The sequence below is a fragment of the Lachnoanaerobaculum sp. Marseille-Q4761 genome (assembly GCF_017565785.1).
Taxonomy (GTDB): Bacteria; Bacillota; Clostridia; order Lachnospirales; family Lachnospiraceae; genus Lachnoanaerobaculum.
The window spans coordinates 648,657-669,205 of record NZ_JAGEKB010000001.1; the positions used below are offsets into that span (position 1 = coordinate 648,657).

A 20,549-nucleotide genomic window follows, 5' to 3' on the forward strand; every position below is an offset into this window, starting at 1 on the left:
CTTAGTTCCAAGCACCGCTTGCATCTACTGTATATCCGTCAGGTGTTTGCTCTCCGGCATACATAGATCCATATGGTCTTTGGCTATTGTTCAAGTAGTTCCACTTGAATGCATTTGCATCCCATACATAGGTATCCTGTGGTGCATTTGTGTTAAAGTAATAATACTTTCCACCTATATTATGCCATCCAACAAGCATTTCTCCGTTATTATCAAGATAATACCATCTGTTATCCTGCTTATTTAAGAGCCATCCTGTTGTTAAGATACCTGTGTTTTCATTCATGTAATACCACTTATTTGTCTTTGGATCCCTTACCCAACCTGTTACCATCTGGCCAAGTTCAGGACCTTCTGTGGTATTCATATAATACCAGTTTCCATTCTTTGAGTCATATACCCAACCTGTTGCCATGGTTGACTGTCCGTCAAAGTAATACCAGCGGGATACTTTCTTTCCTGTACTGTCTGTGAAGGATATCATTCCCCACATATCATTGATAGGTGTTCCTCCGTTAAGTACGAATGACCAGCCTCCTGTTACAGGATTTCTCTCCCATGAACCGTCTACTCCAAGCACGAATGCTCTTGTATTACTTCCCTCATTTCTTGCGGTGTTCTGGGTTGACTTCTCTCCCGGTGTTAAAAGCTTACTTCCTCTACCTGATGAAGTGTTTCCACCGCCGCTTGCTCCGCCGGTTTTTCTGTTTCTTGCATCTTCTCTGTCACTTGACTTTCCTAAGTACTTGTTGATAACTCTTCTAAGGGCATCTATTGCCTGCTGAAGTTCTGCATAGTTTGCCTGTCTTAAGTAAGTTGTTCCGTCAGGAGATACAAGATCTCTTGCCTGTCTTAAGGTCTCAAGTGCATGTGCGATTGCTTCATTGATCTCATCAATCTCTCCAAGCTTAAGATATGGATCACCTATAAGAAGTTTTGCCTCTTCTATGGTATTTCCAAGGTCTACTCTTGCCTTTGCTACTTCTTTTCTGTTATCAGAATAGTATGCATATGCAATCACTCTCTTTGTTACAGGACTTGTTGTCTCGTATACTGAAAGCTTGTCTTCCTTCTTTGACCAGTTTACATAGTCATACTGTACACCATAGATGTCCTCAAACGGACTTACAAGTCCATGTGCTACATCATTTTGTGCATACGCGGTTACTACAGCATAATCACTTGCGTAATAGCTGTCTTCCACATTCTCTTTTCTTCTTACCTTAAACTTCTTATAGAAGTTTCTGCTTGTATCATTTAAGTGTAAATGATCAAGTACAGGCTTATTATCTACAAATGTTACTTTGAATGTCTTTGAGTATACAACTACATATGTATGGAGTAAATTACCTGTGAACTTAATAAGTCCGGCATTGTTTGCTACATCTGTTGTAATTGCTATCTCTAAAGGATTTATATTTCCTGCACTGTCAGGTGTTACATCAAAGATCTGATAATCAAGCTGATCGATATCCTCTGCAGGAAGCTGTGCTATAACGTCTACTGTCGCATTTGATGCGCTTGCAAGTATTCCGTTATTTACAAGTCTTCCGTTTACATATCTTTCAAGCTGAATATCCAAACTGTATGCTACCGTATGTGCTTCCGAGTGATCTATACCCGATACCGATACAGGCTTTACAGCTGTCTTTTCATTTGATTTTGCATCTCTTTTATTGAATACTACCTTATATTCTACATTTGCACCGTTTACACCGATAAGTGATCTGTCAAGCGGTGTTGTAAGACCGTTTGCAAGTGCCGGTATCTGACTTGGCTCAAGTCCGAACTCTCCGAGACTTCCACCTCTTATTGTTTCTGTAAGATCCGCATCATCTCCTGCTATCTTAACAGGTTCATATACAGCCTTAAGAACAATGTTTGAATTTGACAGCTTAAATGTATAGTCTGTCTGTGCTATATTTCCGCTAACTCCTACAGCTCTTCCTGCAAGTACCTGCCAGTACTTAAAGTTCTTTCCGTTTGAGTCAACCGCTTCAGCATGGATAACTACTTCATCTCCTGCCTTTGCCTCTCCAAATGCATCACTCCCTACTGCTGTTCCTCTTACAGATACTATACTTCCGTTTCTGGTCTCTACTACATACTTAGGTGCATCTGCCAGATCTCCCGGATTTGCTACTATCTGATTTCCGTCTGCAAGCTTTAAGAGTGGATCTGAAAGTGCTGAATTGCCTTTCTTTCTTGCCACTACCGTGTAAGTCTCATTTGGATTTAAGTTATTAAATGTTACTGTTGACGGATTGCTTCCTACAGGTGTCATCCATCCGTTATCACTTCCGGGATACTGTACTACATTTCCGTTCTCATCGATAAGTGCATAGTCTGCATCAGGATCTGCCGGATTAATAACTATCTGTGCCATTCCGTCATTCTCAGGATCATATCCTACATTGTAGTTATTATCTACTGTCGGTACATATACATCCTGTGGTGCTGATACTGATGTTCCTGTTACGCTTGATACAGGCTGACCTACTGTTGCTTGTGTATCAGGTGTTCCCTCCTGTACATTGTAATGTGCTCCCGGTATAAGGTTCGGAACTATTGTCCTGTTTCCTACACTCTCTCCCGGTACCACTGCCACGATGTTTCCATTCATGTCACTGATTACATATACATTTCCGGGGGTTGTTCCGTCTATTACTATCTCACCGCTTCCGTCATTTCCTATACGACCTGACGGTGTGATATGTCCTGTGTTTGTTCCCCATGTGTTAGGGTCCATACTGAATGTTGCAGTATAGGTTGCATGATTTGTTAATGTGCTGCTTGTCTGCATCTGTGTTCCTGATGCATCCTTCCAGCTGTTAAATAAGTAGTTTGCTACAGGTATAGGTGTCGGCAACTGGCCTGTTATCTGACCCCATGTATAATCATAAGGTATATGTAATGTAGCCGGTGCTGATATTGATCCGTTTGTTCCTGATGCAAAGTTGATATCAAACCACTCATTTGGATTCTCTCCAAATTTTGCATATAGTTTGATTGGGTTTGGATCATTTGTTGACCAGAACTTGGTTGCATTTACAGGGATTGTACATGCATCATCCTCAAACCAGCCATCAAATTGATAATAACGATTCGGTGTTACATTAGGTACATATCCAAGTGCCTTTATCTTATTAAAGGTATATGCTACCGCATCTCCTGCAGCTGTGCCGTCACTTACAAGTATTTCCTGTGGTGTTGGCGATGTTAATGTACCGTTGCTGTAAACTGTTGATACTACAAAGTCTAGCGTTTTCCACTTGCTTGCATCATGATCAAGCTTCCAGTCTACTCTTGTAGGACTTGAAGGTGGTAATGAAGGCATTGTTCCCGCTACATCACCATTTGCATTATTTACTGTTACAAGGCCTGCAGGGTTCATATCTATTGTTGATGAACCGCTTACCCATGTATATCCATAGATCTTATCTCCTGTTGTTGTTCCAAGAGCAGGTACTCCTGTTGTTATATTTCCACCCGGAGCTAATTGATCTATCTCACTTGCAAGCATTACATCTGTAAGTCTGTCATAGTATCTCTTTATAAGATTTGATGCGGAATCAGGCACATATACATATGTGATTACTACATCCTGGTTTGGCATATATCCTGAGAATACACCGTCTGTTGTTCTGTTATCCACTAACATAAATCCCGGTGTTGACAATCCCAATACATATGCTGCAGGGTTTGGTGTTTCACCTGTTGTTATATCATAGTGGTCAAACTGGAATCCCGCAATGTTTTGTGCTGCAGCTGAGATTGTCTGCTCGGCTCTCTTTGGTACTGCTGTAACACCTGTTGCTATAGGATTTCCTGATGTGTCTTGATGACGAACTGTATAGTTAAATGTTGTGTTTACATCAACTTTGTAACGATAGTTTACGCTGACTCCCAGTGCAGGCATGCTCGGAAGATCAAAATGACCGTTTGCAAGGTTTAGTGTTCCCTGGCTTGCAGGTAATCTGCTTGCCGTGTCATAGATATATCCCGGTATACCCGGTGTAGGTACAAGCGGATCTGTTGTTACATGTTGTGTAAGTGTATAGTTTTGTGTATCTGTTCCAAATGTAACAGGAAGTGCCGGATTCGCATTCTTATGTGTAATCGTTACAGCATAAGGTGTTGTTCCCGGTGTCCACTTTGCATAAAGAAGTGTTACTCCCGGTGTTGCAGGGTTAGGGAATGCCGTAAATGCACCGTTATCCGTATCACCTGTATTAAAGCCTCCGCTTCCGTCTACATCTACATATGAATTCCATCCGTTAAATACATATCCGCTCTTTACAGGTGTCGGCAATGTAAGAACTGATGCTCCTGTGGTTACAGGCTCTACCAAATCCGTAACTGTATTTCCGCCCTGTGTATCAAATTTGTAACGAACTTCATTTCTCTTTAACTTAATTGTTATATTTAAATCCTGGTTAGGGATTGTTGCTGTAAGCTTACCTGTTGTATCTACAGTTACTCCTGCAGGAAGTGCTCCGTTTGAAGTATCAACTGCATCAAATACATATCCTGTAGGTGATGATAACGGTATTTCAATCTGCTTACCTACCGCATATGATTTTTGGAACGGGTTTGCATCTATAGCAGGCACAGGTGTTCCACCCGGTCCCGGTACATTAGGTACATTAAGGTTTGCATAAGGTATACTGGTTCCGTTCTCATCTACATAAGTAAGAATCATATCCTTTATCTCGGTTGTTACATAGATAACATTCTGATTCTGTACTACTGTATTAGGCTCTCCTGTAACCGAACTTGCCTCATCACCTATTACTATATTCTGACCTGTCGCATCGGCACTGAAGTTAGATACCGAATAAGGATAGCTTGCAGGTCCTGATGCAGGTCTTCCCTCAAAGTCGATTAAAGGTGTTCCCATTCCTGCCGCTGTAGGAAGTTTCTCACTTAAGGTCACACCGATTAATGTTCCCGCATCAACCTCATTATTAGTCTTTACAATGAAAGGCTTTTTACCAAAAGATACATTGGCATCCTTTTCTGTTGCCGGATCGCCTGCCTGCATCTTATTACCCGTAATATTTATGCTACCGTTAAGTCTTGGATTTGAAGTAGATGTGATCTTTATAGCTGCACCGTTCTTTAATGATTTATTTCCTGTAACAGTTGCTGTTCCACCCGGGGAATTCAAATCAACTACCGCTGTTCCTGAAATATCCATAACTGAAGGTGTATTGCTTCCGTCACTAGCATCATCTACTATAGTATTTGATATTGTAGTACCTGCCTTTAATGCTACAGTACCTGCGCTTGCCTCTATCAACGCTGATGTAGGCTTTGTAGCGGCACCTGCAAAGTATGCGGAATTACCGTCAACCTTAACATCACGGAAGCTAAGAGCCGAACCGCCGTCCTCTACCTTAAACATAGGCCCTGTAAGTCCTGTACCTCTTGTTATAGTAGCAGGTCCGTCCGTCTTTATAGGCGGTGTATTATTGTGATTATATCCTGTACTATAGCTTTGACCTGACGGCAATGCACTAAAGTCCGCTGTCTGAATAGTGATATCGGTACCTGTCGGTATTGTAACCGTACTGTTAACTGTAACATCTGATTGAAGGTAAATATATGCCTTCTTTGCATGGTTAGCTGTAATCTTTGCCACAGCATCTTCAATACTTCCTACAGGGTTACCCATAAATCCCGGAACTCCCGCTGATGTATCGGCTCCGGTTGAACCGTTGTTTACATAGTAAACTGAAGGCTTGATAGATACTATAAATGTAGATATCTTTGTCTCACCCGGTTCAAGCTCAAAGTATGACGAAAATGAACCTGCCGAGTCTCCCGGATTTATAAAGCCCGAACGGCTCTGTGAGAATACCCAGCTTGTATGATAAACACCTGCAGTGGATGACCATCTACCTGCCCATACACGGTTCTCTGAATGGTCATTTGTAGCTCTCTTTGTGATTCCGGCACCCTTACCTGAGGTATAGATATCAAATACGGTAAGACCGTACTGACCACCGGTAGAGTTCTGGAAGTGAACTCCCTCAAACAATCCGCCTGCCTCATGAGGTGTAACAAATATAGGCACAGCATCCTGGCTGGTAACCATGGTATCGGTCTCATTACCTACCATGAAATCTACTTTTGATGTACCGGGGTTATATACCGTATACTGAACAACTACATACTGATCATCATCTGAAGGCTTAATCTCCTGACGAAGGTAAACCTGCTGTGTACCATCCGTCAATGTCATTACCTCACCGTTTTCATGACTACTTCCTGTATGCAGTGGTCTAATTGCACTGGTTGTGGAAGAAGCTGAAGACGGCTCATCACCTGACCAAATATTAACCACCGGATCAAGCGGATGTGTCGTTTGATAAGGTGAACCACCGGTTGTGTTCTGTACATCAGTGCCTACACGATATGGCTTACCGAAGGCATAGTATCCATGCCACCAGTTATTTGAATAAGCCGAACGAATAGTCGGCGCATTTGCTGCAGTTCCCGCTAGAGTTGCAGCCTGTGCATTGTCATAGTATCCACGTGTATTGTTTCCTCTGGTCGATGCTTCTGTAACACCTGCAAAGTTAAATGTAAATGTATCTCCGGCACCACTGTTTGTACCCTGGTGTCCTGATGAAGGTCCAAAAACAAATGCAGTTGAATCTGATGAACCGTAAGAAAAACCGCTCACATTAGATATATACTTATTGCTGAGATTCGTTCCCGGTTGCAGGTCCGTATTCGGTAATAATCCCGCAGCTTGCGAGGTTATATTACCAAGCGGTACACCCGTAAGGACCATAGCACCTGCAAGCAAGCCGGCAGCGCTCTGCTTTAGTCTCCTTATTAATTTGTTTTTTATCATATCTCTCCTCTAACTATCTCTCTTTGTCAAAGACCACAAAGTCAGCATCCAAGTTATTTGCTCCGTCTGTTGCAAATGTGATCTCTGCTCCCCATCTGTCATTCTTATTGGCACTTGAATCATAGTGATAGAACTTTCCGTTTTTCTTTCTCGGTCTGTCACCGTCACTTACTCTTGCCACAAACTTTGAGTTCTCAACTATTATCCAGTTGCCCTCTCCGTCTCTTAGAATCTTTGAGCCTGTCACTACTTTTCCGTTTGCATCTACGACTACATACTCGCCATGACCTACTCTGTTGTCACGAACAAGTCCGTAATGAAGGTCTACATCCGCATCAAGTCTTAATCCGTTAAAGTAGAACTTGCCTCCGCTCTTTGCAAGAGTACATTTCTCTCCGATAGCTCTTCCTGTATCCTTAAATCCGAATACCGCATTGCTGTCTCTTAAAGAAACTGTTACCTCTCCGGTAATCATTGAACCGTCGTTAAGCTCATCTGTTCCGAACAGATATAAGTTTCCTCTGTCTATTGCAGCTATAGGTGATTCTGTGCCCTTTGTAAGGAAGTCTTCCTTTGTCCACTCATCTACATCAAATTTGATTCCGAATGTACCGTCCTCAAGCATTACAACAAATCCTGTCTGCATACGGCCTATCTCATCAAAGGCATACTTTCTTCCAAGTACTGTAGCAATTTTATCTTTGATTACATTGCCGTCCTTTGTTGTTCTAAACCAGCTGCGCTCTCCCGTGTCATAATCCTTTTGGCTCATCTCCTGATTCGGTACTGTGAATGTCCAATATCCATCCTTTAACTCACCGTCTGTATCAAGTGAACCGTATTTGATCTTAGCATTGCTTGAAGTTGCAGCTACATTTGCACTCTTTATAGAAAGCTGCGGTATCATTACACCGTTTTCATCAAACAGATATGCTTTACCGTTTATCTCTCTTTGCTTTGAGTTATCCGTGCTCTTTGCCGCATACTTTCTTCCGTTTGCGCCAAAGTATAGCCACATCTCTTCATATTCATTGTAGTTTCTTTGTGCAAGCTCTGAATATCCCGGGTTTTCTCCTACCTGTGAGTAGGACATCCACTGATCCGCAAACATTGCACCGTCATCCCCGAAATAGTATACTGCAGACTTAAAAGGACTTTCATCTTCTACCGCATTGCCTTCTGCATCAAAGAATCCCTTACGCATTACTCCGCTCTCATCGAAAAGATATTTCTTTCCTTCGATCTCACGAGCGTATACTCTTCCTTCTTTACCCTTGTATGCCTTTCCGTCAGAACCGAAGTAGAACCAACCTTCGTTGTCATCTTCGTCCTTTGTGAGTATCCAGCTGTTTGCTGCCATAGCACCATCGGCATTCAGGTAATATGTATTATCTCCTATGGTAAGTATTGAATCTTTTACCATATTACCGTCATCGCCAAGATAGTACCATGCTTCACCTGACTTACGCCAAGCTTCCGACACTGCGTTGTTAGCACTATCAAGGTATCTCCACTCCCCGCTTGAGTTATCCCATCCTTCCGCATTCGCAGTAGAAGGGCTTGCCCAGATGAAAAGAGCGGAAACTGCCAGTAAGCCTGCCTGACTTACTATGCTCCTTTTTTTCATCAAAATACCTCCTTGATTGTATCTTTACCGGAATATAACACCCTATATCATGTATTTACATGAATGCTCTAATCTTACCGATTCATATATCTTCATATATAAATCGGTATTTTATTATACCCGGTCAAAAAATTTATATATATTTCTTTAATGCAAACAAAACAACCTACAAAAATATTTTGCCCGATATATCTTTGCAAGTTCTCCGCCTACATCAAAAAAATTTATATCATATTGTTGATTTGAACTGTTGTCAGTTCCGTGTTCATTAAGGTTTTCTAAAGTTTTCATGCCTATCCGCAAGGATGTCTGACATGATGATTTGTATAAATTTTATCTATTTGCATATTCACTCTTCTTCCATATATATTAATATCTTGATATAGTTAGTATAATTATACCAATATAATATTATTGAAAGTACTCTTTGTCAAATAGGTGAGCAAAGAAAATATTAAGTATTTTTATCGTTTTTATATATGTTTTTATTCTTTTATCTTTATCATCCTTGTTAATATCCTACATTTTATATGAATGTATATTGATTTTTATGTATTTTTTTCATCACAACCTACATACACATCCCCTTTATCTTTAACTTTTTTTTATTCTTACTTTTTCATTACAAAAAAATCTGAATGAATACCAAATATGTTCTTACATATTTCTTAATATTCATTCAGATTTATAATTATATACATATTATTTTAAAATGTTTTTTATTGTTTTGCAGCTGTAGTTTCAGGTGTTTTTATTTCGGAAGGTGATTTGGTTGTTTCTCCTGTTGACTCAACCCCCACTCTATCCTCTGTCACTATTGCCACAGCACTGTTTTTGGAAACTGTTTCATCTTTTCCTACAGATACTATGAAAAAATATCCCTCTGATTGGAATACCACATTGCTGTCACCTTTTTCTCCCACTGTCAGATACATATCATTTGACTCAATTCCTGTTGCCTTTTCTCCCTCCATCTGATCCAGCATATCGCTAAGCTTTACATTGTCTGCACTGAAACTGAAAAGATCTCCCGCTTTTGCGCTTACAGCCTCAAGCACATATCCGCCGGACTTATCATCATAGTAGTGGAACTCTCTTTCAGGCTCGGCATATTTTACAACTCTCTCACCCTTATCAGACTTTAATTCATCCGATGCAGGTTCTCCGAATTCTTTTCCTATATCATCATAGGACTCGTCCAAATGATTTGCCACATCATAGTTTATATCTACTTTTACAACTTCCGCTTTACTCGACTCTACAGTGGTAGTCTTATCAGCCTTTCCCTTGGTTTCTGCAACTGTCTGTGTTGTTGTCTCCGTATTCTCTTTTTTTGAGCCGCATGCACTGAATAATACCGCACTCATACTCAATCCCAAAACTGTTATTAAAAATCTTTTCTTCATTTTTCCTCCTAAGTCAAACGACCATCATTAAGCTTGTTGTACTATATTGATATTTGACACTATATCACCGGGACCTTATAAAAACAAGTTCTTTATATAAAAGTATTTTTTAAGAAATCCGGTATATTTTTTAATGCCAAAGCTATATATCTCTGCATGTTGTCCTACTGCAATTTAGATTTTATCCGAGTACCAGTCTTGCGGCACCGTATATACCCGCATCATTTCCAAGTTTTGCCAAAACTATACCTGCCTTATTTTCCGTTATCGGTGTGTAATATATAAATTTTTCATTTATCTTTTCTATCAGAAAATCTCCCGCCTTTGATACTCCACCGCCTATAACGAATATCTCGGGATCAACAGTCATCGCCAAATGTGATAATGCTATACCTAAGTATTTTACGACCGTATCTACCACTTCCAATGCCAGCGCATCTCCGGCTTTGGCTGCATCAAGTACATCTTTGGCGGTTATATCCTCAAGTAATGCCAGTCTTGAAGCCGACTTCTTTTTTTCAAGCAGTCTTTTTGCCTCTTTTACTATTCCCGTGGCACTTGATATCTGTTCCAAACAGCCGACTCCTCCACAATTACATTTTTCAACCTCCGACTCTCTGACATGCATATGTCCTATTTCACCGCCAAGTCCATGCTTGCCCGGAACTATCTTTCCGTCTATTATAATGCCGCCGCCTACACCTGTACCGAGAGTAACCATTACAACATCCTGATAATGTTTTGCTCCTCCCATCCATGCTTCTCCAAGTGCTGCAACATTTGCATCATTTCCAAGTGCTACAGGCATTCCTGCAAGAAAATCAGAAAGTATCCTTGCGGGGAACACTTCCTTCCATCCTATATTAACAACAACTTCTATATAGCCGTTTGGCAATACCGGTCCCGGAACTCCCATTCCCACTCCTACACAATCCGTAAGAGTCAGACCGCCCTCTTTTAATTTTTCCTTTATTGACCTTCCTATATTTTCAATCAATGTCTTAGGATCATTTTTCGGCTTGGTCTCCAATTCCCATTTTTTTAGCAGAGTACCGTTTAATGTAAATATTCCAAGTTTTACACTTGTTCCTCCGATATCAACGCCTACACATACCTGTTCCATATCTTCTCCTTTATCTAAGTATTATTCCCCTAAAATCATTATCTCCAAGTATTGTAAATCCAGAGAATATCCCCCTTTTTACAATCTTATTGATATTTGCATCCAGACTTCCACTGTATTTTATCACACCGGACATATTCATTATAATAGCTTTATCATCCTTTGTCAGATAAATATAGTCTTTTTGCATATCAAGCTTGGAAAACTCTCCAAGAAATTCTTTTTTTAAAATAACCTTGCCTTCTTTTGAGTATATATATAATGTGTGATTAAATTTCTCAGAGGTGTTTTTATATACCACACAAATTTTATTACCTTCAAAATCTACAGCTTCTATATCTTCCTCGGCTTTTACCGTTTTCATAGGTTTTGGAGATGCCACATTCTTTGATGAAAAAAAGTACAGTCCGTCAGATGCTATTACTACCGAATTTATCTTATCCAGATATCTTACTCTTGCCACCATGGAAGATACGAATGCTTCATCAAAGCCTCCCACCACTCTGTTTCTCATATTCTGACCTATCTCCGAAAAATCATAAAAGACCGCCCTGCCCATCATGGAGCTTCCTTTTAAATATTGAAAGCTTACAAGAAGCGCCGTTCCGTCCGGTGATACGGCTATATCTGTGGGGAAGCCGTCTCCTGAAAGTTTTGACTTTATACTTATCTCAAGCTGTCTTCCCTCTTTATCATAAAAAAAGATATATGTGGAATTTGAGTCCTCCACCAGAGTCACCACAATTCCTGTCTTTGAAACTACCGCCTTTAATATCGGCAACTCCGTCTTTATGCTTGCTACTCTCCCGTCCTTTGTATAGCTTTCTATATTGGTTCCACCCACATCAAAAATGATTAAATATTTTCCGTTATTATCCGTTTTGGGATTGGACATCTCATAACCTTCTATCCACACATCCTTTCCACCGGACTTTAGATATACCGCTCCGTCCTTAGAGTATTTTAAGAATCCCTTGCCGAGCTTTTCATAGCCCACAAGACTTCCTGCATTTAATTCATGAATCCATTTTAATTTGAATTTTTCATAGGTCTTATAGCGTCCCAGTAGTGTAAATGCGGCTATAAAGGCTGTCAGCAAAACAAGGAGGAGTATGATTACCCTCCCCCTTGCTGCAAAAAAACTCGTATTCTGTCTTCTTCTTGACCTTGGAGCAGCATTTTCCTCCAGTTCGGCAGTAACTATCAGTCTTTCTTTCAGTTCCTGCTTTTTTATTTCCTTATCTTCTATCATTTCTTATCCATTTGTCTTTTTTGGTAAAGATCTATGGCATCACTTATATTGGCTGCTTCCTTATCACTTATAAGCTTTTGTAATGCCTCTATCTTTTCAGCCTGCAAAAAATCTCTTCCAAGATATGACTCGTATTTATCGGATATTGCCAGATTTATCTCCGATCTTCTGCTTTCTATACTTCCCAAACTTTGCTTTGTCATCTCCAATTCATTATTAAGGCTGTCAAGCTTTTCTTTTGAATTTGCCATTATCTCATCTGTTATGATTTTTTTGGTACTGTTTTCAAACTCACTTACAGCCGCCGCTCTCTTCTCATTGATTGCCTGTAACTTAGCCTTAGCATCCTCTATCTCACTGTCAAAAGATGAAAGGTCATATTTCTCATCAGCCGAATCATTGTTTATATCCCTTGTGATAAGCTTTATTCTTTTTACATCATTATCTATGACATCTCTCAATGCTCTTATCTTTAAAAGGGTATCTCTGTGTTTTGCTTTTGTAAAATTGCCTATCATTATATATAAACCACCCATCAAAAGTACTATTGCAAAGCAGATAAACGGCAGATATATCGGCTTGTGATCAGGTATAAGCTTATATATAAGCATAGGTATTGCAAGAAATACCGCTACTACCGCCAAAACAATCTTTACAAAGTCAAAAAACTTATGCGGGAAATAAAATGTATAATACATTTTGCTGTCACAAAAACCGGGTATTCCGCTTTTTTTCAATTCATTTTTTATCTCGGTTTTTGTTGCATCGATATGTTCATGCAAATCCTTTGTTTCATCTGCAATTCTTTCATTTATCTTTTGGTTCTTTGCCTTTTCCCTTTTTGCTTCCAAGGATTTTTGGAACTCCTCAGCCTTTTTTATCTCCTTATCATAAGTGGATGTTATTTCCTTTAATCTTTTGGATGTGGTTTCGGCTATTCTGTCATTTGTGTTCTTTTTCTCAGCTTCTATAGCCTTGGATATTCTCTCACCTTCCAGAGTAAGTCTTTTCTCCTCGGTACTTAAGGTATCAACTTCCAATAATGCACTTTTTGCGCCTTCAAAAAAAGCTTCATAATCTAATATAGGTTCTGCCATAATATATTCTCCATTATTAATTTCATCATTCTTCTATTATCTGTATTTCCAGATAATCAAAGTCAATTTGTTCTATAAAATTATCAGCATTGAACCTGACCTTGCCTCTATATGCAAAATCATCTATATTGGGCAAAAGCCATATAGGTTCCGCCACATCAAATTCATGGCATATTTCTCTGATTGCATCAAAAACCATTGTCTTTCTGTCCTTACTGTAATCGGAATCCATAGAAACATGGTCTTTAAGCATTCGATTGTCCTTGAATATCTTACCCCAGAGCCTGAACATTTTATCCAAGCCTCTTTAAAAGTTCTTCTCTCTGACTTTCATATCCCGGTTTTCCAAGAAGTGCAAACATATTGCTCTTATAGCTTTCCACTCCCGGCTGATTGAAAGGATTTACCCCGAGTATATATCCGCTTACACCGCAGGCAAACTCATAGAAATAGAACAGGCTTCCAAGTGAGAAAGGACTCTCATCCGGAATATTTATCTTCAGATTCGGCACATCACCGTCTGTATGTGCAAGTATTGTTCCGTTCATTGCGGATTTATTTACAAAATCCACACTCTTTCCTGCCAGATAGTTCATACCGTCCGTATCGGTTTCTTCTTCCTTCAATAAAATCTCTGCAGAAGATTTTTCTATATCAAGCACTGTTTCAAACATCATTCTGGCACCGTCTTGAATATATTGTCCCATGGAATGGAGGTCTGTAGTCAAATCCACCGCTGCCGGGAAAATACCTCTGCCATCCTTGCCCTCGCTCTCTCCAAACAGCTGTTTTACCCATTCGGATATATAATGAAGACTTGGCTCATAGTTTGCGGTAACCTCTACATTCTTCCCTTTTCTTAAGAAGATATTTCTTATAGCCGCATATAAAAGTGAAGGATTTTCTTCAAAGGATTTACCTATCACTTCCTCTCTCATAGCTGCCGCACCTGCCATAAGTTCATCAATATCTATGCCTGCAACCGCTATCGGAAGCAGCCCTACAGCTGTAAGTACCGAGAATCTTCCGCCTATATCATCCGGTACTACAAAACTCTCATAACCTTCCTCATTGGCAAGTGATTTTAAAGCTCCCTTTGCTTTATCGGTGGTAGCATATATTCTCTTGTTCGCTTCGGCTCTGCCATACTTTTCTATAAGCATCTCTTTAAATACTCTAAAGCTGATAGCAGGCTCTGTAGTGGTTCCCGATTTTGATATAATATTTATTGAAAAATCCTTGTCCTGTAATACATCTTTCAAATCCGCGATATATTTTGATGAGATTGAGTTTCCGCAAAATATTATCTGCGGTGTTTTTCTCTGTGATTTATCAAGGCAATTATAGAAGCTGTGGCTTAAAAACTCTATAGCCGCTCTGGCTCCAAGATATGAACCTCCGATACCGACTACCAATAATACATCAGAATCATTTTGTATCTTTTTTGCAGTTGATTTTATTCTTTCAAACTCTTCTTTATCGTAGTATACAGGCAAATCTATCCATCCCAAAAAGTCGGAGCCTGCACCTGACTTTGATAATAATGTATCTCTTGCGTTCAAAGTAATGTTTTTAAAATTTTGTAATTCATCGGCACCTAAAAATGCCTTTGCATTTGAATAATCAAAACTCACTGTCTTGTTCATATTTCACACCTTTCTGTATTTATAATTATATTCAGGTCAAATATTTTCCCCGTTATTATAAAACAATATAGCATTTTTATTTTATAACAACTGCATACTATTGGCAATAGTAGGAAGAAAAATAGGAAAGTCTTATAAAACCTCCGCCTCTATATACTCTCTATCAATTTCAATGTCAGCTTTACACAGTTTTCTATGGCTTTTCTCTCAAACTCCGCATAATCCACACTTGCGCTGTCATCCGCCTTATCGGATATCGCCCTTACTATAAGTACATCTATATTGTTAAGATATGCAACCTGTGCTATAGCCGCACCCTCCATCTCGGTACAGTATCCGCCAAAGGTCTTTTTTAAATCATCCTTGGTCTCTTTATCAGATACGAAGATATCCCCGCTAAGCACTCTTCCCTCAAATACCGAAATATCTCCCAATTCTTCTTCGCAAATCTTTTTTGCAAGCTTTCTAAGTTTTTCATCTGTAGGAAATGCAAATACATCCATTCTCGGAACCTGTCCCCTTTTATATCCGAAGCCCTCTACATTCATATCATGAATCACGGTATCTGTAGATAATACTATATCTCCGATATTTATCTCTTTCTTTAAAGAGCCTGCGATACCTGTGTTTATCACCTTATCCACACTGAATCTGTCCACCAGTATTTGAGTACAGGCTGCCGCATTTACCTTACCTATGCCGGAGCGTACCACTGTGACCTGCTTTTTTGAAATCTCACCTTGCACAAACTCCATTCCTGCTACCTGTTTTACTTCCTTATTTTCCATAATCTCTTTCAGTTTTGAGATTTCTTCTTCCATTGCACCGATTATTCCAATCATTATATTCTCCTCACTTGAATATTTATACTTATTAAATTATACTTATCTAAAGTACCGGGACAATAACGCAGGCATAAAATAAAGCCTGTGTTATTGGCAAAATATAACTCTAATTATAACATAAAGAATGGAAATAGTATGAAAAAAATAATATTGACAGGTGGTGGTACGGCAGGTCATATCACCCCGAATATAGCACTCTTGCCTGCATTAAAAGAAGCCGGATTTGATATAAAATATATAGGAAGCAAAAAGGGTATGGAAGCCGAGCTTATAAAGGCGCAAGCAATACCCTATGAGGGAATCTCCTCCGGAAAACTCAGAAGATACTTTGATTTAAAAAATTTCAGTGATCCTTTCAGAGTTTTAAAGGGGCTTTTTGAGGCTAAAAAAATCATTAAAAATTATGCTCCCGATATAGTATTTTCAAAGGGAGGTTTTGTCAGTGTGCCCGTGGTAATGGCTGCCGCATTTTTAAAAATCCCCGTTATCATACATGAATCGGATATAACCCCGGGACTTGCAAATAAGATAGCATCCAAATTTGCCACAAAAATTTGCACAAACTTTCCCGAAACTCTAAAATACCTTCCTAAAAATAAAGCCATACTTACAGGCTCACCTATCAGACAGGAGCTTTTAAACGGTGATAAAGAAGCCGCGCGTAAAATAACCGGCTTTGATAATAAACCTACTCTGCTTATAATAGGCGGAAGTCTCGGCTCTGTAATAGTAAATACAGCTATAAGAAAATCTTTGGATGATATATTAAAAGAATTTAATATAATACATATTTGCGGAAAGGGAAATGTGGATGAAAACCTTTTGGGAAAAGCCGGCTATTTACAATATGAATATGTGGACAAAGAATTAAAGGACTTTTTTGCACTCTCAGATATTGTGGTATCCAGAGCCGGAGCAAATACTATCTGTGAACTTTTGGCTCTTAGAAAGCCGAATCTTTTGATACCGCTTTCCGGTGCGGCTTCCAGAGGGGATCAGATATTAAATGCCGAGTCATTTGAAAATTCACATTATTCAAAAGTGATAGAGGAGGAATCACTCCCAAATATCTCTTTGTCGGAAGAAATATCCGAGCTTTATAAAAAAAGAGAGGAATATATATCCGCCATGTCACGGTCGGATACATCAAACGGAGTGGAAAATATTATGAATTTGATAAAGCAATACAGTTAGATGTTTTATGCAAATCTTACAATTCTTCTGCCTAAAACCTTATAATAACAAAGCATGGAACTCTTTGAAAATCCTTTCAATTTTCAAAGAGTTTTTCTCTATTTTAAATATATACTCTTTATTTTCTCACATTATTTTGTCTTATTGTTTTGTTTTTACATTTTCTCCTATACAATATAAACAAAAAGTACTTTTATAATAGTGTAAAACTACCATAGACAAATATTTTTACTATATTGTATAATTTTGAGTACCAATAGCACTTTCGGTTGTTTTATTCAGACTGTTAAACCCACTATTTTTAGTCATAGTCTGTTTGCCGCAAAGTGATAATAAGGAGGACTTTTTGTGAAAAAGAAAATTTTAAGTGTACTTATGGCGGGTGCATTATGTAGTACCCTACTTGCAGGATGTGGAGGCACTAAGGAAGCTCCCACAGCTAATTCACCAGCTGCCGATAATGCTGCTACTGCTGCAGATGATAATACTCTTACAGTCTGGTGCTGGGATCCAACATTTAATATTAATGCAATGCATGAAGCGGAGAAGATCTATCAAAAAGATCATCCTGATTTTAAGTTGAATGTAGTAGAAACCCCTTGGGATGATGTGCAGACCAAGTTGAGCACAGCAGGAGCTTCAGGTGACCTTTCTACACTACCTGATATTTTCCTTATGCAAGATAATGCATTCTGGAAAAATCAAATTTCATTTCCTGATGCATTTGCAGATTTGAGTGCTACTAAGGCATTTGACTTTACACAGTTTGCACCAAGTAAATTAGCTTACTCTACAGTAGATAATGTAAACTATGGTGTTCCGTTTGATAACGGTACAGTTATCGCAGCTTACAGAACAGATATTCTTGAGCAGGCAGGCTACACTATAGATGACCTCACGGATATAGATTGGAGCAAATTTATTGAAATAGGAAAGGATGTTCTTGCCAAAACCGGTAAACCTTTACTTGCATGTCAGACCGGTAGTGCAGACCTTCCAATGATTATGCTTCAGTCAACAGGTTCATCTCTTTTTGATGACAAAGGCGATCCAAATATCGTAGGTAATGAATCCTTAAAGAAAGTGTTACAAACATACAAAGAACTCAATGAGTCAGGTGTTATGATTTTCGTTAATGACTGGGATCACTACATATCTACTATGAATACAGATGTTGTTGCCGGAGTAATTAACGGTTGTTGGATTATGGCATCTATGCAGGCTGCTTCTGATCAGTCAGGAAAATGGGCTATTACAAATCTTCCAAAGATGGCAGGCGTTGGCGAGCAAAGCAATTATTCAAATAACGGCGGTTCAAGCTGGGCAGTAGCAGGAAATTCTAAGAAAAAAGATTTAGCTGCTGATTTCCTTGCAAAGACATTTGCAGGAAGCACAGAGCTTTATGATAATATTCTTCCAAGCGGTGCATTGGCTACATGGTTACCGGCAGGCGGAACAAGTGCTTACTCCGAAAAGGTAGAGTTCTTTGGCGGACAGGAAGTTTACAGCTTACTTACAGACTTTGCTTCTAAGACTCCTACAAACAACACAGGTGTTTATTACTATGAAGCTAGAGATGCCGTTTCAATAGCAGCTACCAATATAGCAACAGGTGCTGATGTAGACAGCGAGCTTAAAACTGCAGAAGACACTGTTAATTTTGCAATGGGTAAATAATATTTTTTAGATTATGTCAGGGGGTAGGTTTGGCTTCAGTCAAGTCTGCCCCTTATTTAGTCGAAGGAGAAATCTATGGGGAACAAGAAAAAACTTTCACTCTCACAAAAACAAAATATATCGGGTTGGATATTTTTGACTCCTGCCACTCTACTCATAGCTATTATGAGCTTTTATCCTATGATAAGAGCCATTATTTTATCTATGCAAAGCGGTGTGGGAGCAAGAATAATATTTTCCGGCCTTACAAACTATAAGAGAATGTTTTCAGATGCCATCTTTATGCAGTCTTTGAAAAACACCTTTATCTACCTTATAGTTCAGGTACCGATAATGCTTATATTTGCTCTGCTTTTGGCATCTTTACTTAATGATAAGCATTTAAGGTTTAAGGGGCTTTTCAGAACCTGTATTTTCCTGCCATGTGCCACTTCTCTTGTATCATATGCAATCATATTCAGATCTTTATTTGCGGTGGACGGCTATATAAATACCGCTTTGGTAAACTTGGGTATTTTAAAGACCGGTTATAATTTTTTGTCAAATCCTTTTGCAGCAAGAATTGTTATTATAATAGCTCTGCTTTGGAGATGGACAGGATACAATATGGTGTTTTATCTTGCAGGACTTCAAAATATAGAGTATTCAATATATGAAGCTGCAAAGATTGACGGTGCTACATATTTTCAGATTCTCAGAAAAATAACCATTCCGCTATTAAAGCCGATGATTTTACTTACAGCCATCATGTCAACCAATGGTACATTGCAGTTGTTTGACGAGTCTGTCAACCTAACAAGTGGCGGTCCGGCAAATGCAACCATTACAATGTCTCATTATATTTATAATTCTTCATTCAAATATGTACCCAACTTCGGCTACTCCGCTGCTATGTCATTTCTTATTTTGATTTTGGTAGCAGTACTTGCCGCAGTACAGATGAAAGTAGGTGATAAGCGTGACTAAGATAAGAAATATTGCAAAATATGTATTTTTGACCATTGTTTCACTCATATCGATTTTCCCGCTGTATTGGATGGCGGTCAGTGCCACTCATGCCAGTATAGATGTAATAAGAGGCGCTCTCTTGCCGGGAAATTATCTGTTTAAAAACTTTTCAAATCTGCTTATCGCCGGTGATGTAAGGGGTGCCATGATTAATTCGTTTAAATACTCCATAGTAATGACGGTATTGGCACTTTTTATCTGTTCACTTGCAGGATACGGTTTTGAAATCTATCATGATAAGGCAAAGGATGCCATTATGTCCGTGTTGTTACTTGCAATGATGGTTCCATTTGTGGCTATTATGATCCCTCTGTTTCAAATGTTTTCAAAATGGGGAATTTTAAATACTACTTTAGGATTTTTACTTCCTACATTATCCACCCCATTTTTGATAATGCTCTTTAGACAGAGTGCCAGGTCATTCCCTCATGATATACTGGAAGCTGCAAGACTTGACGGACTTAATGAGTTTAATATCTTCCTTAGAATATTTATTCCTACTATGAAGTCTACCTATGCTTCAGCAGCCATCATCACATTTATGGGCGCATGGAACTCATATCTTTGGCCAAAGGTAATAATGACCGATAAAACATCCATTACAATGCCCATGCTTGTAGCAAACCTTAAAGAAGGCTATGTAACCGACTATGGTGTATTGATGCTTGCGGTACTTCTTTGCAGTATCCCTACGGTTATCATCTTCTTCCTGCTTCAAAAGCAATTTGCTGAGGGTATTACAGGTGCTGTAAAGTAATGTATGGTATTACTTAAAGGTATGAAAACCGACACAGGAGAGCTTGTGGTAG

13 protein-coding genes are annotated in these 20,549 nt (G+C 39.1%); 4 read left to right on the plus strand and 9 right to left on the minus strand.

Features of this window, described 5'->3' with window-relative positions; genetic code table 11:
- Position 1: 1 nt before the first annotated feature.
- The 9 genes from J4O15_RS02955 to J4O15_RS02995 all read right to left on the minus strand — a co-directional run bounded on the left by J4O15_RS02955 (position 2) and on the right by J4O15_RS02995 (position 15,858).
- The gene (locus J4O15_RS02955) at positions 2 to 6,865 is read right to left on the minus strand and encodes an InlB B-repeat-containing protein (RefSeq protein WP_208099643.1); all 6,864 of its coding nucleotides are present in this window, start codon (positions 6,863 to 6,865) and stop codon (positions 2 to 4) included.
- Between the two features lie 13 nt (positions 6,866 to 6,878).
- Positions 6,879 to 8,492 (minus strand): N-acetylmuramoyl-L-alanine amidase family protein, encoded by a 1,614-nt coding sequence (locus tag J4O15_RS02960; RefSeq protein WP_208099644.1) that lies wholly within the window; start codon positions 8,490 to 8,492, stop codon positions 6,879 to 6,881.
- Positions 8,493 to 9,211: 719 nt separating this feature from the next.
- Positions 9,212 to 9,898 carry a hypothetical protein gene (locus J4O15_RS02965; RefSeq protein ID WP_009219754.1) on the minus strand — a complete coding sequence of 229 codons (687 nt, stop codon included), beginning with the start codon at positions 9,896 to 9,898 and terminating at the stop codon, positions 9,212 to 9,214.
- Between the two features lie 181 nt (positions 9,899 to 10,079).
- Positions 10,080 to 11,021 carry an ROK family glucokinase gene (locus J4O15_RS02970; RefSeq protein ID WP_009219753.1) on the minus strand — a complete coding sequence of 314 codons (942 nt, stop codon included), beginning with the start codon at positions 11,019 to 11,021 and terminating at the stop codon, positions 10,080 to 10,082.
- A gap of 10 nt (positions 11,022 to 11,031) precedes the next feature.
- Positions 11,032 to 12,273 (minus strand): DUF5711 family protein, encoded by a 1,242-nt coding sequence (locus J4O15_RS02975; RefSeq protein ID WP_208099645.1) that lies wholly within the window; start codon positions 12,271 to 12,273, stop codon positions 11,032 to 11,034.
- Positions 12,270 to 13,370 (minus strand): hypothetical protein, encoded by a 1,101-nt coding sequence (locus tag J4O15_RS02980; protein ID WP_208099646.1) that lies wholly within the window; start codon positions 13,368 to 13,370, stop codon positions 12,270 to 12,272. The genes J4O15_RS02975 and J4O15_RS02980 overlap by 4 nt, the downstream gene beginning before the upstream one ends.
- A gap of 25 nt (positions 13,371 to 13,395) precedes the next feature.
- A complete protein-coding gene (locus J4O15_RS02985; RefSeq protein ID WP_009219750.1) occupies positions 13,396 to 13,662 on the minus strand; it encodes a hypothetical protein in 267 nt (88 codons plus the stop codon).
- A 1-nt stretch (position 13,663) separates the two neighbouring features.
- Positions 13,664 to 15,016, minus strand: a complete 1,353-nt coding sequence (locus J4O15_RS02990) for a glucose-6-phosphate isomerase (RefSeq protein ID WP_009219749.1) — start codon at positions 15,014 to 15,016, stop codon at positions 13,664 to 13,666.
- Positions 15,017 to 15,165: 149 nt separating this feature from the next.
- The gene (locus J4O15_RS02995; RefSeq protein ID WP_208099647.1) at positions 15,166 to 15,858 is read right to left on the minus strand and encodes a 5'-methylthioadenosine/adenosylhomocysteine nucleosidase; all 693 of its coding nucleotides are present in this window, start codon (positions 15,856 to 15,858) and stop codon (positions 15,166 to 15,168) included.
- 138 nt (positions 15,859 to 15,996) lie between these two features.
- On the opposite strand from J4O15_RS02995, the gene J4O15_RS03000 reads away from it, so the two are divergent.
- The 4 genes from J4O15_RS03000 (at position 15,997) to J4O15_RS03015 (ending at position 20,497) form a co-directional block, all read left to right on the plus strand.
- Positions 15,997 to 17,055: an undecaprenyldiphospho-muramoylpentapeptide beta-N-acetylglucosaminyltransferase gene (locus J4O15_RS03000; RefSeq protein WP_208099648.1), complete on the plus strand. Its 1,059-nt coding sequence runs from the start codon at positions 15,997 to 15,999 to the stop codon at positions 17,053 to 17,055.
- A 348-nt stretch (positions 17,056 to 17,403) separates the two neighbouring features.
- Positions 17,404 to 18,732 (plus strand): ABC transporter substrate-binding protein, encoded by a 1,329-nt coding sequence (locus J4O15_RS03005; protein WP_208099649.1) that lies wholly within the window; start codon positions 17,404 to 17,406, stop codon positions 18,730 to 18,732.
- A 75-nt stretch (positions 18,733 to 18,807) separates the two neighbouring features.
- Positions 18,808 to 19,698, plus strand: coding sequence for a carbohydrate ABC transporter permease (locus J4O15_RS03010; RefSeq protein WP_208099650.1), 891 nt, complete (start codon positions 18,808 to 18,810; stop codon positions 19,696 to 19,698).
- Positions 19,691 to 20,497 (plus strand): carbohydrate ABC transporter permease, encoded by an 807-nt coding sequence (locus J4O15_RS03015; RefSeq protein WP_208099651.1) that lies wholly within the window; start codon positions 19,691 to 19,693, stop codon positions 20,495 to 20,497. The genes J4O15_RS03010 and J4O15_RS03015 overlap by 8 nt, the downstream gene beginning before the upstream one ends.
- Positions 20,498 to 20,549: the final 52 nt, after the last annotated feature.